This window comes from Pleomorphomonas sp. JP5 (assembly GCF_023721815.1).
Lineage (GTDB): Bacteria > Pseudomonadota > Alphaproteobacteria > Rhizobiales > Pleomorphomonadaceae > Pleomorphomonas.
Map to the genome: position 1 here is coordinate 78,910 of NZ_JAMDLI010000004.1, position 22,958 is coordinate 101,867.

General features: G+C 67.7%; 20 protein-coding genes. 8 read left to right on the forward strand and 12 right to left on the reverse strand.

Features of this window, described 5'->3' with window-relative positions; all coding sequences use genetic code 11:
* The first annotated feature begins 13 nt into the window (after positions 1-13).
* The 4 genes from M4J40_RS04615 to recN all read left to right on the forward strand — a co-directional run bounded on the left by M4J40_RS04615 (position 14) and on the right by recN (position 5,704).
* Complete coding sequence (locus M4J40_RS04615) at positions 14-1,828, forward strand: aminopeptidase P family protein (RefSeq protein ID WP_251752492.1); 1,815 nt, start codon at positions 14-16, stop codon at positions 1,826-1,828.
* Positions 1,829-2,041: 213 nt separating this feature from the next.
* Entirely contained in the window at positions 2,042-2,971 is a 930-nt protein-coding gene (gene lpxC / locus M4J40_RS04620) for a UDP-3-O-acyl-N-acetylglucosamine deacetylase (protein WP_251752494.1), read from the forward strand.
* Between the two features lie 231 nt (positions 2,972-3,202).
* Positions 3,203-4,030, forward strand: a complete 828-nt coding sequence (locus tag M4J40_RS04625) for an outer membrane protein assembly factor BamD (protein WP_251752495.1) — start codon at positions 3,203-3,205, stop codon at positions 4,028-4,030.
* A 9-nt stretch (positions 4,031-4,039) separates the two neighbouring features.
* Positions 4,040-5,704 (forward strand): DNA repair protein RecN, encoded by a 1,665-nt coding sequence (gene recN / locus M4J40_RS04630; protein WP_251752496.1) that lies wholly within the window; start codon positions 4,040-4,042, stop codon positions 5,702-5,704.
* Here recN and M4J40_RS04635 read toward each other — a convergent pair.
* Positions 5,691-6,542, reverse strand: coding sequence for a helix-turn-helix transcriptional regulator (locus tag M4J40_RS04635; RefSeq protein WP_251752497.1), 852 nt, complete (start codon positions 6,540-6,542; stop codon positions 5,691-5,693). The two genes, recN and M4J40_RS04635, sit on opposite strands and share 14 nt — an antisense overlap.
* A 149-nt stretch (positions 6,543-6,691) precedes the next feature.
* On the opposite strand from M4J40_RS04635, the gene M4J40_RS04640 reads away from it, so the two are divergent.
* The 4 genes from M4J40_RS04640 to M4J40_RS04655 all read left to right on the forward strand — a co-directional run bounded on the left by M4J40_RS04640 (position 6,692) and on the right by M4J40_RS04655 (position 9,009).
* The gene (locus M4J40_RS04640; protein WP_251752498.1) at positions 6,692-7,171 is read left to right on the forward strand and encodes a GNAT family N-acetyltransferase; all 480 of its coding nucleotides are present in this window, start codon (positions 6,692-6,694) and stop codon (positions 7,169-7,171) included.
* Positions 7,172-7,247: 76 nt separating this feature from the next.
* On the forward strand, positions 7,248-7,868 hold the full coding sequence (gene pncA, locus M4J40_RS04645; RefSeq protein WP_251752499.1) for a bifunctional nicotinamidase/pyrazinamidase: 621 nt from the start codon (positions 7,248-7,250) through the stop codon (positions 7,866-7,868).
* A 125-nt stretch (positions 7,869-7,993) separates the two neighbouring features.
* On the forward strand, positions 7,994-8,713 hold the full coding sequence (locus M4J40_RS04650) for an AzlC family ABC transporter permease (protein ID WP_251752500.1): 720 nt from the start codon (positions 7,994-7,996) through the stop codon (positions 8,711-8,713).
* On the forward strand, positions 8,710-9,009 hold the full coding sequence (locus M4J40_RS04655) for an AzlD family protein (protein WP_251752501.1): 300 nt from the start codon (positions 8,710-8,712) through the stop codon (positions 9,007-9,009). Before M4J40_RS04650 ends, M4J40_RS04655 begins: the two co-directional genes overlap by 4 nt.
* Positions 9,010-9,081: 72 nt before the next feature.
* On the opposite strand, the gene ftsZ is transcribed toward M4J40_RS04655, so the two are convergent.
* The 11 genes from ftsZ to M4J40_RS22595 all read right to left on the reverse strand — a co-directional run bounded on the left by ftsZ (position 9,082) and on the right by M4J40_RS22595 (position 22,945).
* Positions 9,082-10,896 (reverse strand): cell division protein FtsZ, encoded by a 1,815-nt coding sequence (ftsZ, locus tag M4J40_RS04660; RefSeq protein WP_251752503.1) that lies wholly within the window; start codon positions 10,894-10,896, stop codon positions 9,082-9,084.
* A 130-nt stretch (positions 10,897-11,026) separates the two neighbouring features.
* Entirely contained in the window at positions 11,027-12,310 is a 1,284-nt protein-coding gene (gene ftsA, locus M4J40_RS04665; protein WP_251752568.1) for a cell division protein FtsA, read from the reverse strand.
* A gap of 29 nt (positions 12,311-12,339) precedes the next feature.
* The gene (locus tag M4J40_RS04670) at positions 12,340-13,248 is read right to left on the reverse strand and encodes a cell division protein FtsQ/DivIB (RefSeq protein ID WP_251752570.1); all 909 of its coding nucleotides are present in this window, start codon (positions 13,246-13,248) and stop codon (positions 12,340-12,342) included.
* Positions 13,245-14,168 carry a D-alanine--D-alanine ligase gene (locus M4J40_RS04675; protein ID WP_251752505.1) on the reverse strand — a complete coding sequence of 308 codons (924 nt, stop codon included), beginning with the start codon at positions 14,166-14,168 and terminating at the stop codon, positions 13,245-13,247. Before M4J40_RS04675 ends, M4J40_RS04670 begins: the two co-directional genes overlap by 4 nt.
* 61 nt (positions 14,169-14,229) lie before the next feature.
* Positions 14,230-15,174 carry a UDP-N-acetylmuramate dehydrogenase gene (murB, locus tag M4J40_RS04680; protein WP_251752506.1) on the reverse strand — a complete coding sequence of 315 codons (945 nt, stop codon included), beginning with the start codon at positions 15,172-15,174 and terminating at the stop codon, positions 14,230-14,232.
* Positions 15,174-16,586, reverse strand: coding sequence for a UDP-N-acetylmuramate--L-alanine ligase (gene murC / locus M4J40_RS04685; RefSeq protein WP_251752508.1), 1,413 nt, complete (start codon positions 16,584-16,586; stop codon positions 15,174-15,176). The genes murB and murC overlap by 1 nt, the downstream gene beginning before the upstream one ends.
* Positions 16,583-17,710 (reverse strand): undecaprenyldiphospho-muramoylpentapeptide beta-N-acetylglucosaminyltransferase, encoded by a 1,128-nt coding sequence (murG, locus tag M4J40_RS04690; RefSeq protein WP_251752510.1) that lies wholly within the window; start codon positions 17,708-17,710, stop codon positions 16,583-16,585. Before murG ends, murC begins: the two co-directional genes overlap by 4 nt.
* A 3-nt stretch (positions 17,711-17,713) precedes the next feature.
* Entirely contained in the window at positions 17,714-18,871 is a 1,158-nt protein-coding gene (locus M4J40_RS04695) for an FtsW/RodA/SpoVE family cell cycle protein (RefSeq protein ID WP_251752512.1), read from the reverse strand.
* Complete coding sequence (murD, locus tag M4J40_RS04700; protein WP_251752513.1) at positions 18,871-20,280, reverse strand: UDP-N-acetylmuramoyl-L-alanine--D-glutamate ligase; 1,410 nt, start codon at positions 20,278-20,280, stop codon at positions 18,871-18,873. The genes M4J40_RS04695 and murD overlap by 1 nt, the downstream gene beginning before the upstream one ends.
* Before the next feature lie 14 nt (positions 20,281-20,294).
* Entirely contained in the window at positions 20,295-21,398 is a 1,104-nt protein-coding gene (gene mraY / locus M4J40_RS04705) for a phospho-N-acetylmuramoyl-pentapeptide-transferase (RefSeq protein WP_251752515.1), read from the reverse strand.
* A 119-nt stretch (positions 21,399-21,517) separates the two neighbouring features.
* Positions 21,518-22,945 (reverse strand): UDP-N-acetylmuramoylalanyl-D-glutamyl-2,6-diaminopimelate--D-alanyl-D-alanine ligase, encoded by a 1,428-nt coding sequence (locus tag M4J40_RS22595; RefSeq protein WP_405030717.1) that lies wholly within the window; start codon positions 22,943-22,945, stop codon positions 21,518-21,520.
* Between the last annotated feature and the right edge of the window lie 13 nt (positions 22,946-22,958).

Consider the following 22,958-nt stretch of genomic DNA (forward strand, 5'->3'; position numbering starts at 1 on the left):
CGGAGTGACAGAGGTGTTCCAGACATTCGATAACGTCAGCGATCCCAGCCACGGCAAGGCGCGGATCGCCGCCCTGAGGGCCGAGCTGAAACGGCGTGGCCTCAAGGGTTTCCTGGTGCCGCTCGCCGACGAGCATCAGGGCGAGTACATTCCCGCCGCCGCCGCACGCCTGCTCTGGCTGACCGGATTTGCCGGCTCGGCCGGCCTCGCCATCGTTCTTGAGGATCGCGCCGCCATCTTCGTCGATGGCCGCTACACGCTTCAGGTGCGCGAGCAGGTCGACCTCGCGGTCATCGAGCCGCATCACCTCATCGAGGAACCGCCGCACGACTGGTTGAAGACCATCGTCGCCAAGGGCGACCGCATCGGCTTCGATCCCTGGCTGATGACCGCCGCCGAAGTCGGCCGCTTCGAGACGGCGCTCGCCGCCAGCGGCGCCGAGTTCGTCGCCGTTGACGGCAACCCGGTCGATGCGGTCTGGACGGATCGTCCCGAACCACCCAAGGGCCGGGTGTCGCTGTTCCCCGAAAGCCTTGCCGGCGAGAGCGCCGAGTCCAAGCTCGCCCGCCTCGGCGAAGCGATCGGCAAGGCCGGCGCCGACGCCGCCGTGCTGACGCGCCCCGATTCCATCGCCTGGGCCTTCAACATCCGTGGCGAGGACGTTCCGCACACGCCGGAGGCGCTATCCTTCGCCATCCTGCGCAAGGAAGGCCGCCCCTCCCTGTTCATCGACGGCGCCAAGCTTGACAACATCGTCCGCGACCGGCTGGAGCAGATCGCCGCCGTCGAAACGCCCACCGCCTTCTCCCCGGCGCTGACGGCGCTCGGCGGCTCGGTGCTGGTCGACAAGGCTTCGGCGGCCTTCGAAGTGGTGCGCCGCGTCGAAGCCGGCGGCGGCAAGGTAGTGGCCGGGGCCGACCCGGTGCTGCTGCCCAAGGCGTTGAAGAACGCCACCGAGCTTGCCGGCATCCGCGCCGCCCACGTCCGTGACGGCGTCGCCATGGTGCGCTTCCTCGCCTTCATCGACCGCGAGGCGCCGAAGGGCGGGCTCGACGAGATCGCCGTCACCAAGCAGCTCGAGGCGTTCCGCGCCGAAACCGGCGCGCTGCGCGACATCTCCTTCGACACCATCGCCGGCGCCGGCCCCAACGCCGCCATCCCGCACTATCACGTCAGCACCGCCTCCAACCGCAAGGTGGAGATGAACGGCATTCTCCTTGTCGATTCCGGCGCCCAGTACGAGGACGGCACCACCGACATCACCCGCACCATGATCGTCGGAACCCCGACCGAGGAGATGATCGACCGCTTCACCCGGGTGCTGATCGGCCATATCCGCCTGACGCTCGCCCGCTTCCCCAAGGGCACCTCCGGCGCCCATCTCGACGTGCTCGCGCGCGAAAAGCTGTGGGAAGCCGGCCTCGACTTCGATCACGGCACCGGCCACGGCGTCGGTCACTATCTCTCGGTCCACGAGGGACCGGGCCGCATCGCCAAGACCGGCCACGTGCCGCTGGAGCCGGGCATGCTGATGTCCAACGAGCCGGGCTTCTACAAGGCCGGCGCCTGGGGCATCCGCATCGAGAACCTCGTCATCGTCACCGCGCCCGAGCCGATCGACGGTGGCGAGCGGCCGATGATGGGTTTCGAGACGGTGACGATGTGCCCGATCGATCGTCGCCTGATCCGGCCGGCGATGCTGGCGGAGCGCGAACGCGCCTGGCTCGACGCCTATCACGCCGAGGTCCGCGAGAAGCTGCTGCCGCTCCTGGAGAACGAAGCCGACCGGGCCTGGCTTGTCGCCGCCACGGCGCCGCTCGCCGCCTGACGCGATTCGATTTTTCACGCCTTTCGCGCGACCTTGCGGCCGCGCGCGCTACCCTTCCGGCAATCATTTGAAACTCAAGGAGAAAACACGTCGCCGACAGCGTAACACTCGGTAAGAAAGAGTGACTTTCCTGGGGCGCTTCCGTGTGTTTTATGAAAAATGTGCCGGCTCGGCTCGTACTGCGCTTACCGGTCTTTTTTTGGAAAATACTCGATGCGAATGTCCTACGGCAAGCAGACCACCCTCGGCGAAAGTGTCCGGTTCTCGGGCATCGGCGTGCATTCCGGCAAGCCGGCGACCATCGTCCTGCACCCCGCCGACGCCGACCGGGGCATCGTCTTCGTTCGCACCGACGGCGAGGAGGTGGAGATCGCCGCTCGCCACGAGAATGTGGTTGCTACCGAACTCTGCACGATGATCGGCATTGGCGGCCGCACGGTCGCCACCATCGAGCATCTGATGGCCGCGCTGGCCGCCTCCGGCGTCGACAATGTCGTCGTCGAGATCGACGGCCCGGAAATGCCCATCGCCGACGGCTGCTCGGCCATGTTCATCGACCTGATCGCCGAGGCCGGCCTGCGCCGCCTCACCGCGCCGCGCAAGCTGTTGCGCGTCCTCAAGCCGGTGCGCCTCGAAGTTGGCGGCGCCGTGCTGGAGTTCCTGCCCTACGACGGCACGCGCTACGACGTCACCATCGACTTCGCCAATCCGCTGATCGGCCATCAGTCCTACGTGCTCGACCTCAACACGCGGACTTTTGCCAACGACATCGCCCGCGCCCGCACCTTCGGCTTCATGTCCGACGTCGAGAAGCTCTGGAAGATGGGCTTCGCGCTCGGCTCGTCGCTTGAAAACTCGGTCGCCATCGGCGAGGACCGCATCCTCAATCCCGAGGGCCTGCGCTGGCCGGACGAGTTTGCCCGCCACAAGACGCTCGACGCGGTGGGCGACCTGTCGCTGATCGGCATGCCCTTCATCGGCCATTTCCGGTCCTACAAGGGTGGCCACAAGCTCAACTGGATGGCCGTCAAGGCTCTCGTCGCCGACACCGGCGCCTATGAGATCGTCCACGATGCCGTGACGGCCCGCGAGACGGCTGGCGGCATCCTTCAGACCGCCGCGCTCGCACCCTCGCGCGACTGACGTCACCCCGCTGCTTTGCCGGGGTCTTGCGGCCTTCTCGCCATAATGTGGCCGAACATCACGGGCACGTAGCATCCGCGACGGCTTTGCGATAAAAGAGCTTCCTGTTATCCGGAGTGCGTCCGACTCGCGCCGGAGGCGTGGGCGGCTTGGCATCGGACGGTGACCGGCGAGCAGTACGCGTGGGATGGATGGCGGCCGCGAGCGGTTGCGTACGGTGATGGGGTTTTCATGAGGCAGAGTTTCGTTCGTGTGGCCGCCGTGCTCGTTCTCCTCGGAGGCGCCACCGCCCTCGTCGGGTGTTCGTCCGACGAGCCGCTGGAACCCTTCGTGGAAATCCCGGCGGAGCAGTCCTACAACGCCGGTATCGCCTACCTGCAGCAGGGCGATTACAAGAAGGCCACCGAGAAATTCGAAGAGGTCGACCAGCAGCACCCCTATTCGGAGTGGGCGCGCAAGTCCCTCATCATGACCACCTACACCAACTACACGCGCGGCAACTTCACCGAGGCCATCACCCAGGGCAAGCGCTACCTGACGCTCTACCCCGGCTCGGAAGACGCCGCCTATGCGCAGTGGATGATCGCGCAGTCCTATTTCAACCAGATGCCGGACATCACGCGTGACCAGAAGATGACCCAGCAGGCCATGCAGGCCATGCAGGAGCTGGTCGACCGCTACCCCGACAGCCCCTATGCCGCCGAAGGCCGCAAGCGCCTCGATATCGCCAGGGATCAGCTCGCCGGCAAGGAAATGGAAGTCGGGCGTTATTACCTCGACCGCCACCAGTACATTGGCGCCATCAACCGCTTCAAGACCGTGGTGCAGGAGTACCAGACGACCCGCCACATCGAGGAAGCGCTCGAGCGCCTCACCGAGGCCTACTTCGCCATGGGCATCGTCGACGAGGCGCAGACGGCCGCCGCCGTGCTCGGCCACAACTATCCTGACAGCCGCTGGTACAAGGATGCCTATAAGCTCCTCAACACCAATGGCCTGGAGCCGCGCGAGAACTCCCAATCCTGGATCTCCAAGGCATTCAAGGCCGCGTTGCTCTGACGGGACGCCATGCTGCAGACGCTCGCAATCCGCGACATCGTTCTGATCGAGCGGCTTGAGATCGCCTTCTCCGACGGTCTGACGGTGTTGACCGGTGAGACCGGCGCCGGCAAATCCATCCTGCTCGACGCGCTGTCGCTCGCCTTGGGCGGGCGCGGCGACGCCGGTCTGGTTCGTCATGGCGCCGACCAGGGGCAGGTGACCGCCGTCTTCGACCTGCCGGCCGCCCACCCGGCCCGCGCCCTTCTGGTCGAGAACGACCTCGACGATGAGGGCGACGTCATCGTTCGCCGTGTCCAGACGGCAGACGGCCGCACCCGCGCCTTCGTCAACGACCGTGCCGTCTCCGCCAACCTGCTGCGACAGCTCGGCGCCGCCCTGGTCGAGATCCACGGCCAGCACGACGACCGCGCCCTGGTCGACCCCGCCATCCATCGCGGCCTGATCGATGCTTTCGGCGGTCTCGAAGCCGAAGCAAAGACGGTTGCCGTAGCCCATCGCGCCTGGCGCGACGCCGAAAAGGCGCTCGCCGACCTCGAACGCCGCATCGCCGACGCCCGGCGCGAAGGCGATTATCTCCGCGCCTCCGTCGAGGAGCTGCAAAAGCTCGCCCCCGAGCCCGGTGAGGAAACGGCCCTTGCCGAGCGCCGGCAGGAAATGATGCGGGCCGAAAAGGTCGCCGTCGACCTGCGCGAGGCCTACGACCATCTCAACGGCTCCGGCTCGCCGGTACCCGAACTGTCCGGCCTGCTGCGCCGCCTGGAGCGCAAGGGCGAGGTGGCGGCCTTGGCCGGCCCGGCCCTGCAATCGATCTCCACCGCGCTCGACGCGCTGGAGGACGCCCGTTCCGTGTTCGAGGCCGCCCTGCGCGCCGCCGATTTCGACCCGGCCGAGCTGGAACGGGTCGAGGAGCGCCTGTTCGCCATCCGCGCCGCCGCCCGCAAGTACTCCGTGCCGGCTGACGAGCTGGGTGCGCTGGCCGCCCGCATGGCCTCGGACCTTGCCGACCTCGACGCCGGCGAGGACCGCCTCAACGCCTTGGCACAGTCGGCCACCACCGCCCGCGCCGACTATGACAAGTTGGCCGCCAAGCTTTCCGTCGCCCGCGAGAAGTCGGCCCGCCTGCTCGAAGACGCCGTCGGCGCCGAGTTGCCGGCCTTGAAGCTCGAACGCGCCCGTTTCATCGTCAACCAGCTCGCCGACCCCGAGACGCGCACTGCCGACGGCATCGACACGCTGGAATTCTGGGTGCAGACCAACCCCGGCACCCGGCCGGGACCGATGATGAAGGTGGCCTCGGGCGGCGAACTTTCGCGCTTCCTGCTCGCCCTCAAGGTGTCGCTGGCCGACAAGGGATCGGCCTCGACGTTGGTCTTCGACGAGATCGATACCGGCGTCGGTGGCGCGGTGGCGGAGGCCATCGGCACCCGTCTCGCCCGCCTCGCCCGCAAGGTCCAGGTGCTCTCCGTCACCCACGCGCCGCAGGTCGCCGCCCGCGCCGACCATCACTTCCTGATCGCGAAAGACAGCGTCGATGACGGCGCCCGCGTCGCCACCTCGGTATCGCGCCTACCCGACGGTCATCGCCGCGAGGAGATCGCCCGCATGCTGGCCGGCAGCCGCATCACCGAGGAAGCCCGGGCGGCGGCGGAGCGGTTGCTCAAGGGGCACTGACACCGGCGTTCGCCGACTGGATCAGCCGCCGTACCTCCGCCGCGACTTCGGGCGTCGCCGGGTTGTAGACCACCATGGACAGATCCGGTCGCCCGTCGACCGAGAAGGACGAATACTCGAGCGACAGGACGCCGAGCGTCGGATGGCGTAGCGTCTTGGTGCCCTCGCCGTGGTGTCCGACTTCCTTCTCACGCCACATCGCCAGGAACTCGGGACTTGTCCGGCTCAGTTCGTCGACCAGCGCTTCGACGTTGCCGGCCGCGCCGGCCCGGGCCGCGTCGGCGCGAAAGGTGGCGACGACGAAGCGGGCAACGCTTTCCCAGTCGAGCTGGCGTGCACGGACTGCCGGGTCCGAGAACATCATGCGCAGCACGTTGCGCTCGCGCGGCGCCATGGCGCCGTAGTCGGCGAGCAGCACCGTGGCTGCCCGATTCCAGGCGATGACGTCCCAGGTGGCGGTCTTGATGAGGGCCGGGCTGTGTTCCAGCGTGTCGAGCACCCGCTGCAGGCGCGGCGACACCCCGTCGCTCTCTCGATAACGCACCTCCGGCGGGCGCCCCAGACCGATGATGAACAGATGCTCCCGCTCGACATCGGTCAGCATCAGCGCCCGCGCGATCCGGTCGAGCACGTCCGCCGACGGCGCGCCGCCCCTGCCCTGCTCCAGCCAGGTGTACCAGGTGACCGACACGTTGGCCCGCTGGGCCACTTCCTCGCGCCTCAGGCCCGGCGTCCGCCGACGCGACATCGGCAGCCCCAGGGTGGCGGCGTCCATCCGGCATCGGCGGTCGCGCAGGAAGGCGCCGAGCGCGTTGTCGTTGCGAACGTGAGCATCCATGCGATCGCCCCTATACCGGGATAAGAGCGTCATCTTACCCGGATGAGAGATGGAACGGAACGCTTTTGCCGAGACGCTGCCGACGACGTGAGGATACCCTTTGTCCTCCAGGCAGCTTATGGTTCCCAAAACTCTGAAGGAAGTACGAGATGTTGATCCGTCCCGCCATGGCCGCCGACGCCGAGGAGGCCGCCTCGGTTCTTCGCCAGTCCATCTGCGATCTTTGCCTGTCCGATCACAGCGGAGATGCCGAAACACTGGCGCAGTGGCTCGCCAACAAGACGCCGGAGAACGTTCTTGCCTGGATCGAAGCGCCCGACCGCTTCATCGTGGTGGTCGAGGAGAATGGGGCCATTATCGGCGTCGGCGGCGCCTCGCATTCGGGGGAGATCAATCTGAACTACGTGGCGCCGGAGGCGCGCTTCAGGGGCGTGAGCAAGGCGATCCTCAAGTCGCTCGAGGCCTATCTCAGCCTTCTGGGATGCCCTGAGATCACGCTGACCAGCACCAAGGCCGCCCGCACCTTCTACATAGCCATGGGCTACGAGGATGCCGAGGCGCGGGAAGGCTCGAGCGGACAGTCCGGCCTGCCGATGCGGAAATCGCTTGGGTCCAAGGAGCCGGCCTGACGCCCGCCAGCTCGCTTGCCGCCTCCCCTTGCCAGTGCAATAAATCGTGTCCGACCAGCCAACCCGGAGTCGCGCCATGCCCTCGCCCACCACCGCCCTCATCGTCGTCGATGTTCAGAACGATTTCTGCCCCGGCGGCGCGCTGGCAGTCGGCGGAGGACACGCCATCGTGCCGGTGATCAACGCGCTGGTACCCCGTTACGAGCAGGTGGTGGTCACCCAGGACTGGCACCCCAAGGGGCATACCTCCTTCGCCTCCGCCCACCACGGCAGCGAGCCCTTCGACACCATCGAAATGCCCTATGGCACCCAGGTGCTGTGGCCCGATCACTGCGTGCAGGGGACGCCCGGCGCGGAGCTGCACCCCGACCTTGAGGTCACCTCCGCCCAACTCGTCATCCGCAAGGGCTGGCATCAGGGCGTCGACAGTTACTCCGCCTTCCGCGAAGCCGATCGCGAAACGCTGACCGGTCTCGCCGGCTATCTCCGGGAGCGGGGCGTCGATGAGGTTCATGTCGTCGGTCTCGCCACGGATTACTGCGTCGGCTGGACGGCCCTAGACGCCGCCGCCGGCTTCAAGGTCACGGTGATCGAAGATGCCTGCCGCGCCATCGACCTCTCCGGTTCGCTGAAGCGGGCCTGGGCCGACATGGCCGCCGCCGGTGTCGCGCGCACCATGAGCGACCAGATTCTTTAGGATTATTGCGGCGCCGAAGCATCAATATGTCGGATGTTGCGGTTTTCGGGTGGACAGCGCCCATGAGATAGGTCATATACACTGACCTATAAAGGTCAGTCATATTGACCTAAAGAAAGCTGGACATGACAACACCTCTTGCCGACTTCCGGGCCGGACTGTTGGCGGTTTTTCCAACCGTCGCCGCCGCCGTGCCCTTCGCCCTCATCCTTGGCCAGCAGGCGACGGCCAAGGGCCTGACGCCGGCCGAGATGCTCGCCATGTCGTCCATCGTCTTCGCCGGGTCCTCGCAGCTCATCGCCGTGGGCCTGTGGAGCACGCCGGCTCCGATCGCCGCCCTGGCGCTGATGGCTTTCCTGGTCAACCTCCGCCACACGCTGATGGGCGCCTCGCTGTCGGGCAAGATCGCCCATTTCGGCAGCCTGCGCTGGCTGGCCGCCTTCCTGCTCACCGACGAGGCCTGGGCGCTCAGCGAGCGTCGCGCCCTAGACCGGCCGATCAGCCGCACCTTCTATTTCACCGTGGCGCTGACGATGTTCGTCTGCTGGCAGGTCGCCTCTGTGCTCGGCACCGTGTTCGGCGCCTATCTCGAACACCCCGAAGCCTGGGGACTCGACTTCGCTTTCCCCGCCATCTTCATCGCGCTGGCCCTCGGCTTCTGGAGGGGCGCCCGCCGCACCGGGCCGGTGCTGGTGGCGAGCGCCGTCGTTGCCGTCGCCGTCCATGCCACGGTGCCCGGCGCCTGGTACGTGATCGCCGGTGCGATCGCTGGCATTCTCGCCGCCGTGATCACCGCCCCCCGCGAGCAAGCCACCGAGGCCCTGGCCGGGGAGGCGACGCGATGACCATCGATCCCGTCAACTTCGCCGCCATCCTTGCCATGGGCGCCCTCACCTATTTCACGCGCATCCTTGGCTTCCTGGTCGCCGACCGGTTGCCGAAGTCCGGCCCGGTCCGCGTCGCCCTCGATGCGCTGCCGCCCGCCGTTCTGGTAGCCGTCATCGCCCCAATCGTCATGGCCGGCCCGATCGAAGCGGCCGCCGGTGTGGTGGTGCTCGTCCTGGCATTGCGGCTGCCGCTGATCGCCACGGTCGCCGTGGGCGTCGCCGTCGCCGCGCTGCTGCGGTTCGCCTTTCTCTGACGCGGCCCACAGAAAAGAAGAGGCCCGCGAAGTCACCTTCGCGGGCCTTTGTCTTTTACGCTCGTGACCGGATCACTTGCGGCGGAGGAACGCCGGGATCTCCATGTCATCGTCGGTAGCACGCGGCGCCGGCTGCGGCGCCATGCGGCCCTGCTGGTCGAGGCGGCCGGTAGCCCCCTGAGCCGGCGCGGCCGGACGCTTCACGAACTCGCTCGCCGCCGAGGGACGCACGGCCGGCTGGGGAGCTGCGGCGCGCGGCGCTTCGGGCTGAGCCTCTTCCTCGCGACGGCCGAGGCCGACGGTGGCGAGGCGACGGAGCAAGCCGAGCGGACGACGCTCTTCGTCATGGTCTTCCGGATGCACCTGCACCGAGGCGGCCTGACGCTGGGCGATCGGCGGGAACTCCTCGATCGACGGCACGCGGCTGCGCTGGGCGACGGCCGACGGACGCTCGGCGACCGGCGGCACGTAGGGCTGCTGGGCGGGCGCCGGCTCAGCGGCGCGGGCCGGCTGCGGCTGGGCAGCCGGCGCGGGCGCGTCGTAGTGGTTCATCGACGGCTCGTAGGGCTCGATCGACACGCGCGGATCATGCGGCGTCGTGACGGAGCGAACCGGTTCGGGCTCGATGGACGCTTCCGGCAGCGCCAGCGCCGCTTCGAGGGCCTCGACGGAGACCTGCGCGGCGGCGGCAGCAGCCTGGGTGTAGTTCGGAACCGGCGCGGGCGCAGGGGCGATCGACGCGACCGAGGCGGCCTCGCGGATCACCGCCGGGCGCACGGCCGGCTGGTTAAAAGGCTGCCGCACCTCCTGAGCCGCGACGGCGGCGGCAGCAGACGTGGTCACCTGAACGGGGCGGGTCGGCGAGGTGCGGCCCACGGCATCGGCGCTGTTGTTGCGGACGACCGATTCCTGACGGACCAGCTCCGGCTCGATGCCGGTGGCGACGACCGACACGCGGATCATGCCTTCCATGGTGTCGTCGAAGGTGGCGCCGAGGATGATGTTCGCCTCGGAGTCCACTTCCTCGCGGATGCGGGTTGCAGCCTCGTCGACCTCGAACAGCGTCAGGTCCTTGCCGCCGGTGATCGAGATCAGGAGGCCCTGCGCCCCCTGCATCGACACTTCGTCGAGCAGCGGATTGGCAATCGCCGCCTCGGCGGCCTGGATGGCGCGCTTCTCGCCAGAGGCTTCGCCGGTGCCCATCATCGCCTTGCCCATGCCGCGCATGATCGAGCGGACGTCGGCGAAGTCGAGGTTGATCAGGCCTTCCTTGACCATCAGGTCGGTGATGCAGGCGACGCCCGAGTAGAGCACCTGGTCGGCCATCGCGAAGGCGTCGGCGAAGGTCGTCCGCTCGTTGGCGATGCGGAACAGGTTCTGGTTGGGGATGCAGATCAGCGTGTCGACCGAGTTCTGCAGCTCCTGGATGCCGGCGTCGGCGATCTTCATGCGGCGGGCGCCTTCGAACTGGAAGGGCTTGGTGGTGACGCCGACGGTGAGGATGCCGTGCTCACGGGCCGCGCGGGCGATCACCGGCGCCGCGCCGGTACCCGTGCCGCCGCCCATGCCGCAGGTGATGAACACCATGTGGCTGCCGGCGAGATGGTCGTTGATCTCGTCGATCACTTCCTCGGCGGCCGCGCGGCCGACTTCCGGCTGCGAGCCGGCGCCAAGGCCCTCGGTGACCGCCACACCCATCTGGATGATGCGTTCGGCCCGAGAGGACGCCAGGGCCTGCGCATCGGTGTTCGCCACGACGAACTCGACGCCCTGAAGGCCGGACTGGATCATGTTGTTGACGGCGTTGCCGCCGGCACCGCCGACGCCGAAGACGGTAATTCTCGGCTTGAGCTCCGTGAGGTCGGGCATCTTTAGATTAATAGTCATGGTTGCCTCGTTATTCTGCAAGCGGCTCTCGCCGATACGTCCTCTGTCCTCAAATCAGCGGCCGCCGCTGCAACCGCACGCTACTTTCCTACGCCTGTTACGCACCGACCCGCTCCGTTGCCGGCGCGGATCAGAAACTCTCGCGGAACCACGCCCCCATGCGGGAAACGAAGCCACCGTTGGCGGCCAGCGCCATCGACTTTCGCCGGCCTGAAAACTGCTCGATCTGCGCCACCTGCGGGTAGATCATCAGACCCACCGCCGTGGCGAAGGCTGCCCCGCGCGCCGCTTCCGGCAGACCGGCGACGCCGACCGGCCGACCGAGCCGGACGTTGCGGCCGAGCACCTTGCGGGCGAGTTCCGGCAGGCCGGTGAGCTGGCTGGCGCCACCGGTCAGCACGACGCGGCGACCGACCCGACCGGCAAAGCCCGAGGCATGCAACCGGTCGCGCACAACTTCCAGCGTCTCCTCGACGCGCGGACGAATGATCTCGACCAGTTGGGCGCGCGTCACCTGATGGGCCACGTCGTCGTCGCCCACCGGTTCGACGGTGACCATGTCGCGTTCGTCGCTGTCGGTGGCGATCACCGAGCCATAGAGCGCCTTGATGCGCTCGGCGTCGACGAGGCGGGCCGACAGCGCCCGCGCCAGATCCATGGTCACGTGATGGCCGCCGAGGCCGAAGGCGTCGACATGGACGCACTGACCGTCGGCGAAGACGGAAATCTTGGTGGTGCCGCCGCCGATGTCGACGCAGGCGACGCCCATCTGCGTCTCGTCGTCGACCAGCGTCGACAAGCCGGAGGCGTAGGGGGTGGCGACCATGGTCTCGACTTCGAGATGCGCCCGGTTGACGGAGATCTCGAGGTTGCGCAGCGTCACGGCGTCGGCCGAAACCAGATGCGTGTCGACCGACAGCGACGAGCCGATCATGCCGCGCGGGTCGCGGATGCCACGGTTGTTGTCGAGCGCGTAACCGATCGGCAGCGCATGAACGATGGTGCGGCCGTCCTTGACCTTGTAGGAGGCGCCGATCTCCAGCACGCGCTGGATGTCGCTCTCGGAGACTTCCGATCCGGACAGGTCGTACTTGACCGAGAAGGTCTCCGAACCGAGCCGACCGCAGGACAGCGAGACGATCAGGGACTCGACGGTCAGGCCGGCCATGCGCTCGGCCGCGTCGACGGCGAGGCGGATCGCCTTCTCGGCCTGGTCGAGGTCGACCACCGCGCCGGCCTTGATGCCGCGCGAGCGCTGGTAGCCGAAGCCGAGCACCTCGATGAGATGGGTGCGGCCGGGCAGAATGTCGCCGATCGGCCGCGGCGTCAGGCGGGCGATGACGCAGCAGATCTTGGAGGTGCCCACATCGAGCACCGAAACGATGACCGGCCGCTTGGGCGGCAGCGGCCGCATGCGCTGAACGCGGGCGTCGGATGCGTGCGTCATGCGCCCTGCTCCCGCTTCTTGAGGGCCTTGTTGCGCGCCGACACCAGTTCGTCGCGGGCCTTGCGCGCGTCGTCGGTCAGGCGAACCACCAGCCGGTCGGGCAGGCGCAGGTCGACGACGGTGATGTCGCGATCGAGAAGGCCGGATTCCTTGTCGGTCTCCTGAAGCTCGGTCACCGCCTTCTGCGCGTTCTTCTCCGGCAGCATCACCTGTACGCCGTTATCCAGGAACAGGTCCCAGCGCCGGTTGGAGACCAGCATCGAGGCGCGCACCTTCTTCTGCAGGTCCGGCACGTCGTCGAGCAGCGACGTGATCTCGGCGACCTTGAGCTGGGCGCCCTCGCCGACCACGCGCGGCAGGCGGGAATAGCGTGTCTCCAACCGGTCGGTGATGACCTTGCCGGCGCTGTCGATCACCACCACGGGCGCATCGATCGTCGGCTGCCACAGGGCGGCCGGGACACGCTCCTCGATGATCACCCGGAGCGTGCCGGGATAAAGCTTCATGACCGATACGTCCTGCACCCATGGGATGGATTGCAGGCGCTCGCGGGCGGCAGCGGCGTCATAGAAGAACAGCGACTGGCCCGAATGGATCGACAGCGTGTCGAGCACATCGGCCTCGTCGATCTCGCGCTGACCGGTGATGCGGACGGCGGAGATGCGGAAGCCGAGCTCGGCGGACGTGTCGTTCAGAACTTCGCCTGTGCGGCCGGACAGCACCATGCCGTAGGCGCCCCAGGCGAGAAGATAGGCAACGGACATGGCGAGACCGGCGCCGCGCGGCAGCGCCGCGAGCAGACCGGCCGGACGCCAGATGGGCTTGCGACGCAGGCGCGAAACACCGCGACGACCGAAGAGGAAGAACCTCTTTCGCCCCGCCGGCTTCGCCATGCCTGTCGTCATCGCCTGCAACTTGCGTCCTCCACCATCCAACTGACCAGCTCGCCGAAGCCGATGCCCGCATAGGCGGCCATCTCCGGCACAAGCGAGGTCGCCGTCATTCCCGGTTGCGTGTTCACTTCGAGGCAGATGACCTGCCCCGTACCGTCGCCCTTGTCATCGAAGCGGAAATCGGCCCGGCTGACGCCGCGGCAGCCGAGCGAACGGTGCGCTTCGAGGGCTAATGTTTGAATATTTTGGTAAATAAAGGGTGAAAGGTTGGCGGGCAGAACGTGTTTGGAGCCGCCGGGCCGATACTTGGCGTCATAATCATAGAAAGCATCGCCTTGCGGCAACACTTCGATGACGTCAAGGGCGCGGTCGCCCATCACGCCGCAGGTAAGTTCCCGCCCCGGAATGTATTTTTCCACCATCACCATGTCGCCGAACCGCCAGTCGGGACGGGCGAGTTCCTGCGGCGGATGGGCCGCGTCGGCCGGAACGATGAGCACGCCGAAGCTCGATCCCTCGGCCGGCGGCTTGATCACATAGGGCGGTTCCAGCACGTGGGCGTTAACCACTTCAAGCCTGTGGACAAGTTTGTGCTCGGCCACGGGAATGCCGGCCGCCTTCATCACGTGCTTGGCCTTGGGCTTGTTCATGGCCAGCGCCGAAGCCAGCACGCCCGAGTGCGTATAGGGAATATCCATCACTTCGAGGATGCCCTGCACGGTGCCATCCTCGCCGTAGATGCCATGCAGCGCGTTGAAGCAGACGTCGGGACGGAGCTCCTCCAGCACGGCGGCGACGGTGCGATCGACGTCGACGCGGGTGACGCGGTAGCCGCGCGCCTCCAGCGCGTCGGCGCAGGCCTTGCCCGAGTTGAGGCTGACCGGCCGCTCCGACGACCACCCGCCCATCAGTACCGCCACATGCTTGGCCATCGCTCTGTCCCCCTTGCTGGCGGCCCGACGCGATACAGCCGCTCAAATCCCGCCGTGCGGATCACTTGCCGAGAAACGGCTCGACCTCGGCGCCGGGCGCGAAGGCGCCCAGTCGCTTGATTTCCCAGTCGAGGCGGATGCCGGAAGTCTCCAGCACGCGCGAGCGAACCGTCTCGCCGAGCAGCTCGACGTCGTGCGCGGTCGCCTCGCCGGCGTTGATCAGGAAGTTGCAATGCATCTCGCTGACTTGCGCATCCCCGACCCTGAAGCCGCGGCAACCGGCTGCGTCGATCAGCTTCCAGGCCGAATGCCCCGGCGGATTCTTGAAGGTGGAGCCGCCGGTGCGCGCCTTGATCGGCTGCGACGCCTCGCGGTGCTCGGTGACCGCCTTCATGGCCTGGGAGATGCTATCCTTGTCGGCGGGGATGCCTTTCAGGACCGCAGAAGTGAAAATGAAGCCCGCCGGCGGCGCCGAATGGCGATAGGAGTAGCCGAGCTCGCCGACCGGCAGCGTGAGCAACTCGCCCTCACGGGTGACGCCACGCACCTCGACCACCCGTTCGGCGGTCTCCGAGCCATGGGCACCGGCATTCATGGTCAGCGCGCCGCCGAGGCCGCCGGGAATGCCGTGGTAGAAGGCAAAGCCGGAGAGCCCGAGCTCCAGCGCCTTGGCGGCCAGAAACTTGTCGGGAATGGCGGCGCCCGCCCGAATGCGGGTGGGCGACAGCGCCTCGGTGCCGCCGAAGCCGCGGACCGACAACCGGATCACCACCCCTCCGATGCCGCCGTCGCGGATCAGGAGGTTGGAACCGAGCCCGATGACGGTGACCGGCACGTCCTCCGGCACGAGTTTCAGGAAGGCCTGAAGATCGGCCTCGTCGGCCGGCTGGAACAGGATCTCCGCCGGTCCGCCGACCCGGAACCACACGAGGTCCTTCAGCGACCGGTTGTCCTCGATCGGGCCACGGATATGCGAGGTGTCCCCAAGACGGGCGCGCAGTGCCATCACGCTCCCTCCGCCTGCGCCTTGAGCTGACCGGGCAGCGCGTAGGCCCACTGGGTGATGTTGCCGGCGCCGAGGCAGACCACCATGTCGCCCGGTCGCGCGACCGAGGCGATGGTGGCCGCCAGCTTGTCCGGTCCTTCGAGGGCGCGGGCGTCGCGATGGCCGGCTGCCTTGATGCCGGAGACGAGATGGTCCTTGTCGGCGCCCTCGATCGGCTGCTCGCCGGCCGGATAGACGTCGGCGATGATCACCGTGTCGGCGTCGTTGAACGCCTTGCAGAAGTCGGGGAACAGCGACTGCAGGCGGCTGTAGCGATGCGGCTGCATCACCGCCACCACCTTGCCGGTCGCGCCTTCGCGCGCCGCCCTGAGCACCGCCATGATCTCCACCGGATGGTGGCCGTAGTCGTCATAGATGGTGACGCCGTTGAAGTCGCCCGTGCGGGTAAAGCGGCGCTTGACGCCGCCGAAGGCGCCGAGCCCCTTGCGGATCGCCTCGGCCGAGATGCCGAGCCGGTGGGCGACGGCGATCGCCGCCGTGGCGTTGGAGACGTTGTGCCGGCCGGGCATCGGCAGCTCCAGCGCCGGAATGACGGTCTCGGCGCCGGTGACGCGGTCGCGGATCTCGACCGAGAAGCGCGAATGGCCGCCCTCGATGCGGAGGTCGGCGAAGCGGACGTCGGCCTGCGGGTTCTGCCCGTAGGTGATGATGCGCCGGTCCTCGATCTTGGACACCAGCGCCTGCACCTCCGGATGGTCGAGGCACATCACCGCGAAGCCGTAGAAGGGGACGTTCTCGATGAACTGCCGGAAGGCGGCGCGGGCGGCGTCGAAGGTGCCGTAGTGGTCGAGGTGCTCGGGGTCGATGTTGGTGACGATGGCGATGTCGGCCGGAAGTTTGACGAAGGTGCCGTCGCTCTCGTCGGCTTCCACCACCATCCAGTCGCCGGCGCCCATGCGGGCATTGGTGCCGTAGGCGTTGATGATGCCGCCGTTGATGACGGTGGGATCGAGGCCACCGGCGTCGAGCAGCGCCGCCACCAGCGAGGTGGTCGTCGTCTTGCCATGGGTGCCGCCGATGGCGATCGCCTGCTTGAAGCGCATCAGCTCGGCCAGCATCTCGGCGCGGCGGACGATGGGAAGGTGCCGCTCGCGGGCGGCCACCAGCTCGGGATTGTCGCGCTTGATAGCCGAGGAGACCACCAGCACCTCGGCAGCGCCAAGGTTCTCGGCCTTGTGGCCGACCGTCACCGGAATGCCCGAGGCCCTGAGACGCTCGACGTTGGCGTTCTCGGCCTGATCGGAGCCCTGCACGCGGTAGCCGAGATCGGCCAGCACCTCGGCGATGCCGCTCATGCCGATGCCGCCGATGCCGACGAAATGAACCGGCCCAATGTCGCGGGGCATTTTCATGGACGTGTTCCCTTGGAAGCGAAATCGGCGGGTTTGCCGCCGGAAGCAATGAGTTCGACGAGATCGGCCAGTCGCTCCACCGCGTCCGGACGGCCCTCGCCCCTGGCAGCGGCGGCCATGGCGGAAAGGCGGTCAGGCCCGCGCACGAGGCCGGCGATGAGTTCGGCCAGCTTGTCCGGCGTCAGCGACGCCTGCTCGGCCATGATGGCGCCCCCCGCTCGTTCGAGGCCGAGGGCGTTGGTCTTCTGGTCGTTGTCGAGCGCATGCGGCAGCGGCACCAGGATCGACGGCCGGCCGATGACGGTCAGTTCGGCCACCGAGGAGGCGCCCGACCGGCAGACGACGAGATGGGCGTTGGCGATGCGATCCGGCAAGTCGACGAAGAAAGGCGCGATTGCGTGCTCGATGCCGAGCCGGGCGTAGACCGCGCCGACGCGCTCCATGTCCTCCGGCCTCACCTGCTGCACGAGGCGGAGCCGCGCCGCCACATCAGACGGCAGCTTCTCGAGAGCCGGCGGCATCAGATCGCCGAACACCCGGGCGCCCTGGCTGCCGCCGAACACCAGAAGGTCGATCTTGCCGTCCTCGGTGGGCTCGCGGTAGGGGGCGACGGCGGCCAGCACCTTCGGCCGCACCGGGTTGCCGGTGACCACGGCGCGGGCGGCGCCCGCTCCCATAAGGCCCGTGTCCTTGAAGGTGGTGGCGATGGCGGTGACGCGCGGCGCAAGAAACCGGTTGGCCCGGCCCATCACCGCGTTGGCCTCATGGACGATGGTCGGACGCCTCGTCAGCCAGGCGGCGACGAGCGGAGGCAACGTCGGGTAACCGCCGAAGCCGATGGTCACGGCCGGGTCGAGCTTGCGCACCAGAGACAGCGACTGCAACTCGCCGCGCGCCAGGTTGGCGGCCGACTTCAGAAGGCCGAGCGGCGAGCGGTCGCCAAAGGTTGCCGAGGCGATGATGTGGATCTCGCGGGCGGGAAACTCCGAGCCGTAGTTGTTGGCCCTGTGGTCGGTGGCGAGATGAATGTCGAAACCGCGCGGAGCCAACGCAAAGGCGAGGGATTCGGCGGGAAAGAGATGACCGCCGGTTCCACCGGCGGCGATCAGGATCGTACGGGTCATGGATCAGCCTCGGCCGGGCAACGGCGAAAATTCGATCGGCGCCACGAACCGGGTCTGGTCGGGCCGCTTGCGGGTGAGCGCCAGCAGCATGCCCATCGAAAGGGCCACCGCCACCAGCGACGAACCGCCGTATGAAATGAAAGGAAGCGTCATGCCCTTGGCGGGCATCAGATGCAGGTTCACGGCCATGTTGATGCAGGACTGCAAGCCGAACAGCATGATGAGGCCGGTGGTGGCGAGGCGGACGTAGCCGTCGTTCTCCCTCATCGCGTGGCTCATGCCGCGCAACACCACGAAGGCGAACACCAGCGCCAGGCACATGCAAAGCACGAGGCCGAATTCCTCGCCCAGCACGGCGAACACGAAGTCGGTGTGGCTGTCGGGCAGGATGCGTTTGAAGGTGCCCTCACCCGGCCCCTGGCCCCACCAGCCACCATTGATGAAGGCCTCCTGCGCCGTCTGCACCTGGAAGGTGTCGCCAGCCTCGGGGTTCATGAAGCGCTCGATGCGCGAGCGGACGTGCGGCACCAGCGTATAGGCGGAAAGGATGCCGGTGGCGCCGGCGCCGGCAAAGGCCACGATCCACATCCAGCTCATGCCGGAGATGAAGAACAGGCCGCCCCAGGTGAGACAGATCAGCATCGTCTGTCCGAAGTCGGGCTGGGCCACGAACAGCGCCGCCACGATGCCGAGCAGCAGCATCGAGAAGCTGCGCCCCGGCAGGTCGGGCCGCTTCTGCCCCTCGGCGAGCAGGAAACCGACGAGGACGGCGAACATCGGCTTCATGAACTCGGACGGCTGCACCGACATGCCCAGGATGGTGATCCAGCGGCGCGACCCTTTCACTTCCGGGCCGATCAGCAGCGTCAGGACCAGCAGCATGACGCAGACGACGAAGCCTGCCAGCGCCGCCCGCCGGATCTGCTTGGGGTTCAGGAAGGAAACGCCGATCAGCGTGACGATGGCGGGGAAGGCGAACATCGCCTGCCGCTTGACGAAATAGTAGCTGTCGGCGATGCCGATGCGCTCGGCGACGGCGGGGCTCGCCGCCAGCGACAGCACGATGCCGCCGAAGATCAGCGCCAGAAAGGCGATGAGCAGGAGCTTGTCGACGGTGAACCACCAATCGGCCACCGGATTGCGTTCGGCACGCGAAACCATCAGGCTTTCTCCTGGAACGGCGTGACGCGGGGGTCGGTCAGCACGAGCTCGCGGAAGTGGTCGCCGCGCACCTCGAAGTTCTTGAACTGATCGTAGGAAGCGCAGGCCGGCGACAACAGCACCACCGCCTCGCCGCCGGACGCCTCGGTGGCGGCCAGCGCGTCGGTCAGCGCCTCGGACACCGCGCGGTCGAGCGTCTCGACGATGGCGTGCGGCGCCTCGCCGTCGATGGTGGCGGCGAACTCCTCGGCCGCGACGCCGATCAGATAGGCCTTGGCGATCTTCGGGAAGAAACCGCTGAGCGGAGCGATGCCGCCGGTCTTCGGCTTGCCGCCGGCGATCCAGTAGATGTTGTCGTAGCTGGCAAGCGCCTTGGCCGCCGCGTCGGCATTGGTCGCCTTGCTGTCGTTGACGAGGATGACCGAGCCGCACCGGCCGATCGGCTCCATGCGGTGGGCAAGACCCGGGAAGGTCTCGATGCCCTTGCGCACCTGGTCGAGCCCGAGGCCGAGCCGGCGCGTCGCCGCCACCGCCGCCGCCACGTTCTGGGCGTTGTGGACGCCCTTCAGGATCGGGTGGCCGTGCAGGTCGTAGACCACCGTCTGGGCAAGACCCATCGGTTCGATGATCCGGCCCGACACCGCCCAGACGCCCTGCGCCACCGCGCCACGCGTCGAGATGCGGATCGTCTCGAGCCCCTTGGACTCGCGCCGCGTCGCCATGGCGGCGCTATAGGCATCGTCGACGCCGACGACCGCCACCATGGCGCCATCCACCAGCTTCTCCTTGACCGCCGCGTAGCCCTCGATCGAGCCATGGCGGTCGAGGTGGTCCTCGGTGAGGTTGAGCTGGATGCCGATGCTGGCGTCGATGCCCGGCGCGAGGTCGATCTGGAACGACGAGCACTCGATGACATAGAAGCGGTCGGGCGCGAAATCGCTGAGACCGAGCACGGCCGGACCGAAGTTGCCGCCGATCTCGACGTCCTTGCCGGCCGACTTCAGGATATGATGGACCAGAGCCGTCGTCGTCGACTTGCCGTTGGTGCCGGTGATGGCGATGAAGGGCGTCGTCGGCGCGCGGAAGGTCCGCTCGCGGGCGAACAGGCAGATGTCGCCGATGATCTCCACGCCGGCCTCGCGGGCGATCTTCACCGTCCAGTGCGGCTCGGGATGGGTGAGCGGAACGCCCGGCGCCAGCACCAGCGCCGAATAGGCGCCGAACTCGCTGCCCCGCCAGTCGGTGACGGGGATGTCGCGCTCCTGGGCAGCGGCGCGGGCCGCCTCGTTGTCGTCCCAGGCGATGACCTCCGCCCCGCCGGCCATCAGCGCCTCGGCGGTGATCAGCCCGGACCCGCCGAGGCCGAAAACCGCGACGTGCTTGCCTTTCATCGAGGTGATGGGGATCATCGCCGGGGCCTCCGTCAGCGCAGCTTGAGGGATGACAGACCGATCAGCGCCAGGACGACGGCGATGATCCAGAAGCGGATCACCACCTGCGATTCGGTCCAGCCGAGCTGTTCGAAATGATGGTGGATGGGCGCCATCTTGAAGACGCGCTTGCCGGTCAGCTTGTAGGAGGCGACCTGAATGATCACCGACACCGCCTCCAGCACGAACAGGCCACCGACGATGGCCAGCACGATCTCGTGCTTCACCGCCACCGCCACCGTGCCGATCAGGCCGCCGAGGGCCAGCGAACCGGTGTCGCCCATGAAGATGGCGGCGGGCGGCGCGTTGAACCACAGGAAGCCGATGCCGGCGCCGATCACCGCGCCACAGATGACGGCGAGCTCGCCGGTGCCGACCACGTAGTGGATCTGCAGGTAGTTGGCGAAGACGTAGTTGCCGGCGAGGTAGGAGATCAGCGCGAAGCTCGCCGCCGCGATCATCACCGGCACGATGGCGAGGCCGTCGAGGCCGTCGGTGAGGTTCACCGCGTTGCCGGCCGACACGATCACGAAGGCGCCGAACGGCACATAGAAGTACCAGAGATTGATCATCAGCGTCTTGACGAAGGGGAAGGTCAGCGACGTGGCGAGATGTTCCTCGCTGGGCACGGCGGCGGCCTGCCCGGCCGACATGATGACGAGGCAGGCCAGCATGGCGATCACCGCTTCGAGCATCAGGCGGGCGCGGCCCGACAGCCCCTTGTGCGACTGCTTGGTCACCTTGAGGTAGTCGTCATAGAAGCCGATGGTGCCGAAGGCGACGGTGACGAGCAGCACCGTCCAGACATAGGGGCTGGCGAGATCGGCCCAGAGCAGCGTCGCCACCAGAATGCCCGACAGAATCATCAGGCCGCCCATGGTCGGCGTGCCCTTCTTGGCGAGGTGCGTTTGCGGGCCGTCCTCGCGGATCGGCTGGCCCTTGCCCTGGCGGAGACGCAGCGACGAAATGATGGCCGGGCCGAACAGGAACACGAACAGAAGCGCCGTGATCACCGCCGCGCCAGTGCGGAAGGTGATGTAGCGAAACACGTTCAGGACCGACAACTGCCCCGCCCAATCGGCCAAGTAGACCAGCATTTTTTACAGCTCTCCATTCCATCGCCGCATCCGGGGCATCCTTGCCCTGGTGGTTCGCGGCGCGGCCCCGTATTAGTCCCTCTTCCCCGCGTTGCCTACCCGCATCGGGGCGTGACAACTCAGCCCGACGCCTCGCTGCCGAAGCGGCCGATCAGGGCCTCCACCAGCGGCCCCATGGCGCTGCCGAGAGAGCCCTTGATCATCAGCACGTCGCCGGCCCTGACGTCGTCGAGAAGCGTGTCGGTCAGCGCCTTCGACGTCTCGGCATAAGCGCCGCGCATGCCGCGCGGCAGCTCCTGCCAGAGGTTGTGCATCAGCGGCCCGGCGCAGAACACCGTGTCCACCTTGGCGGCCTTGAGCGGCTCGGCAAGCCCCGCATGCAGATCCGCCGCGCCCGGTCCGAGTTCCAGCATGTCGCCGAGCACGGCGACGCGGCGCCCCTGCCCTTCCACCGTGGCCGAGCCGAGCACCTCGATCGCCGCCCGCATGGAGGTGGGGTTGGCGTTGTAGCTTTCGTCGATCAGTCGCGCCGTGCCACCGAACACCTGGAGCTCGTGGCGCTTGCCGCGTCCCTTTGGCTGCTGGTGCGCCTGCAGCGCCAGCATCGCCCGGGTGAGGTCGCCACCGACGATCTTCACCGCCGCCAGCACGGCAAGCGAATTCTGGGCGATGTGCCGCCCCGGCGCGCCGAGCTTGTAAGTCACGGTCTCGCCGAGGATGTCGGCGGTGACGGCGGTGCAGCTCTCGTTCAGCGAACACTTGATGAGCCGCGCGTCGGCATCGGCGTGCTCTCCGAAGAACACCACCTTGGCGCCATGAGCGCGGGCGCGCTCGGCCAGGAGCGAGGAGAACTCTCCATCGCGGTTGAGAATGGCGGTACCGCCCGGCTCAAGGCCGGAGAAGATCTCGGCCTTGGCCTCGGCGATCGCCTTGACGGAGCTGAAATGCTCGAGATGAACCGGCGCCACCGTGGTGACGATGGTGACATGCGGACGCACCATGCCGACCAGCGGCGTGATCTCGCCGGGGTGGTTCATGCCGATCTCGAACACGCCGTAACGACAACCGGATGGCATGCGGGCGAGCGTCAGCGGCACGCCCCAGTGATTGTTGAAGGACTTGGCCGAGGCATGCACCGAGCCGGACGGCGTCAGCGCCTCGCGAAGCGCTTCCTTGGTCGAGGTCTTGCCGACGGAGCCCGTCACCGCGATCACCTTGGCAGCGGTGCGCTCGCGCGCCCGGACGCCCAGCCGGCCGAGACCGGCGAGCACGTCATCCACCACCACCAGCGGGCCGATGTCGGCCGGCAGCGCGCCGCGCTTTTCGCTCGACACCACGGCCACCGCCGCGCCCTTGCGAAGCGCACCCTCGACGAAATCGTGGCCATCGAAGCGGTCGCCGGCGATGGCGAAGAAGGCCCCACCCCGCTCGACGGTGCGGCTGTCGATGGAAATGCTGTCGATCGGCGGCACCTCGCCTTCGGCCTCTCCGCAGAGCGCCTTGACGAACTCGTCCGGCGACCACAGCGACCGGTCGGCCGGCGTCACGCCGGGCGTGGCC

What these genes read in the sequence shown, in the direction of transcription:
- M4J40_RS04675 (WP_251752505.1), bottom strand. Translation starts at nt 14,168, where the DNA reads ATGGCCAAGCATGTGGCGGTACTGATGGGCGGGTGGTCGTCGGAGCGG.
- mraY (WP_251752515.1), bottom strand. Translation starts at nt 21,398, where the DNA reads ATGCTGGTCTACTTGGCCGATTGGGCGGGGCAGTTGTCGGTCCTGAAC.
- M4J40_RS04635 (WP_251752497.1), bottom strand. Translation starts at nt 6,542, where the DNA reads ATGGATGCTCACGTTCGCAACGACAACGCGCTCGGCGCCTTCCTGCGC.
- ftsZ (WP_251752503.1), bottom strand. Translation starts at nt 10,896, where the DNA reads ATGACTATTAATCTAAAGATGCCCGACCTCACGGAGCTCAAGCCGAGA.
- M4J40_RS04695 (WP_251752512.1), bottom strand. Translation starts at nt 18,871, where the DNA reads ATGGTTTCGCGTGCCGAACGCAATCCGGTGGCCGATTGGTGGTTCACC.
- ftsA (WP_251752568.1), bottom strand. Translation starts at nt 12,310, where the DNA reads ATGCGGCCGCTGCCGCCCAAGCGGCCGGTCATCGTTTCGGTGCTCGAT.
- M4J40_RS04640 (WP_251752498.1), top strand. Translation starts at nt 6,692, where the DNA reads ATGTTGATCCGTCCCGCCATGGCCGCCGACGCCGAGGAGGCCGCCTCG.
- M4J40_RS04650 (WP_251752500.1), top strand. Translation starts at nt 7,994, where the DNA reads ATGACAACACCTCTTGCCGACTTCCGGGCCGGACTGTTGGCGGTTTTT.
- murD (WP_251752513.1), bottom strand. Translation starts at nt 20,280, where the DNA reads ATGATCCCCATCACCTCGATGAAAGGCAAGCACGTCGCGGTTTTCGGC.
- lpxC (WP_251752494.1), top strand. Translation starts at nt 2,042, where the DNA reads ATGCGAATGTCCTACGGCAAGCAGACCACCCTCGGCGAAAGTGTCCGG.
- murG (WP_251752510.1), bottom strand. Translation starts at nt 17,710, where the DNA reads ATGACCCGTACGATCCTGATCGCCGCCGGTGGAACCGGCGGTCATCTC.
- M4J40_RS04655 (WP_251752501.1), top strand. Translation starts at nt 8,710, where the DNA reads ATGACCATCGATCCCGTCAACTTCGCCGCCATCCTTGCCATGGGCGCC.
- recN (WP_251752496.1), top strand. Translation starts at nt 4,040, where the DNA reads ATGCTGCAGACGCTCGCAATCCGCGACATCGTTCTGATCGAGCGGCTT.
- M4J40_RS04670 (WP_251752570.1), bottom strand. Translation starts at nt 13,248, where the DNA reads ATGACGACAGGCATGGCGAAGCCGGCGGGGCGAAAGAGGTTCTTCCTC.
- M4J40_RS04625 (WP_251752495.1), top strand. Translation starts at nt 3,203, where the DNA reads ATGAGGCAGAGTTTCGTTCGTGTGGCCGCCGTGCTCGTTCTCCTCGGA.
- murC (WP_251752508.1), bottom strand. Translation starts at nt 16,586, where the DNA reads ATGAAAATGCCCCGCGACATTGGGCCGGTTCATTTCGTCGGCATCGGC.
- pncA (WP_251752499.1), top strand. Translation starts at nt 7,248, where the DNA reads ATGCCCTCGCCCACCACCGCCCTCATCGTCGTCGATGTTCAGAACGAT.
- murB (WP_251752506.1), bottom strand. Translation starts at nt 15,174, where the DNA reads ATGGCACTGCGCGCCCGTCTTGGGGACACCTCGCATATCCGTGGCCCG.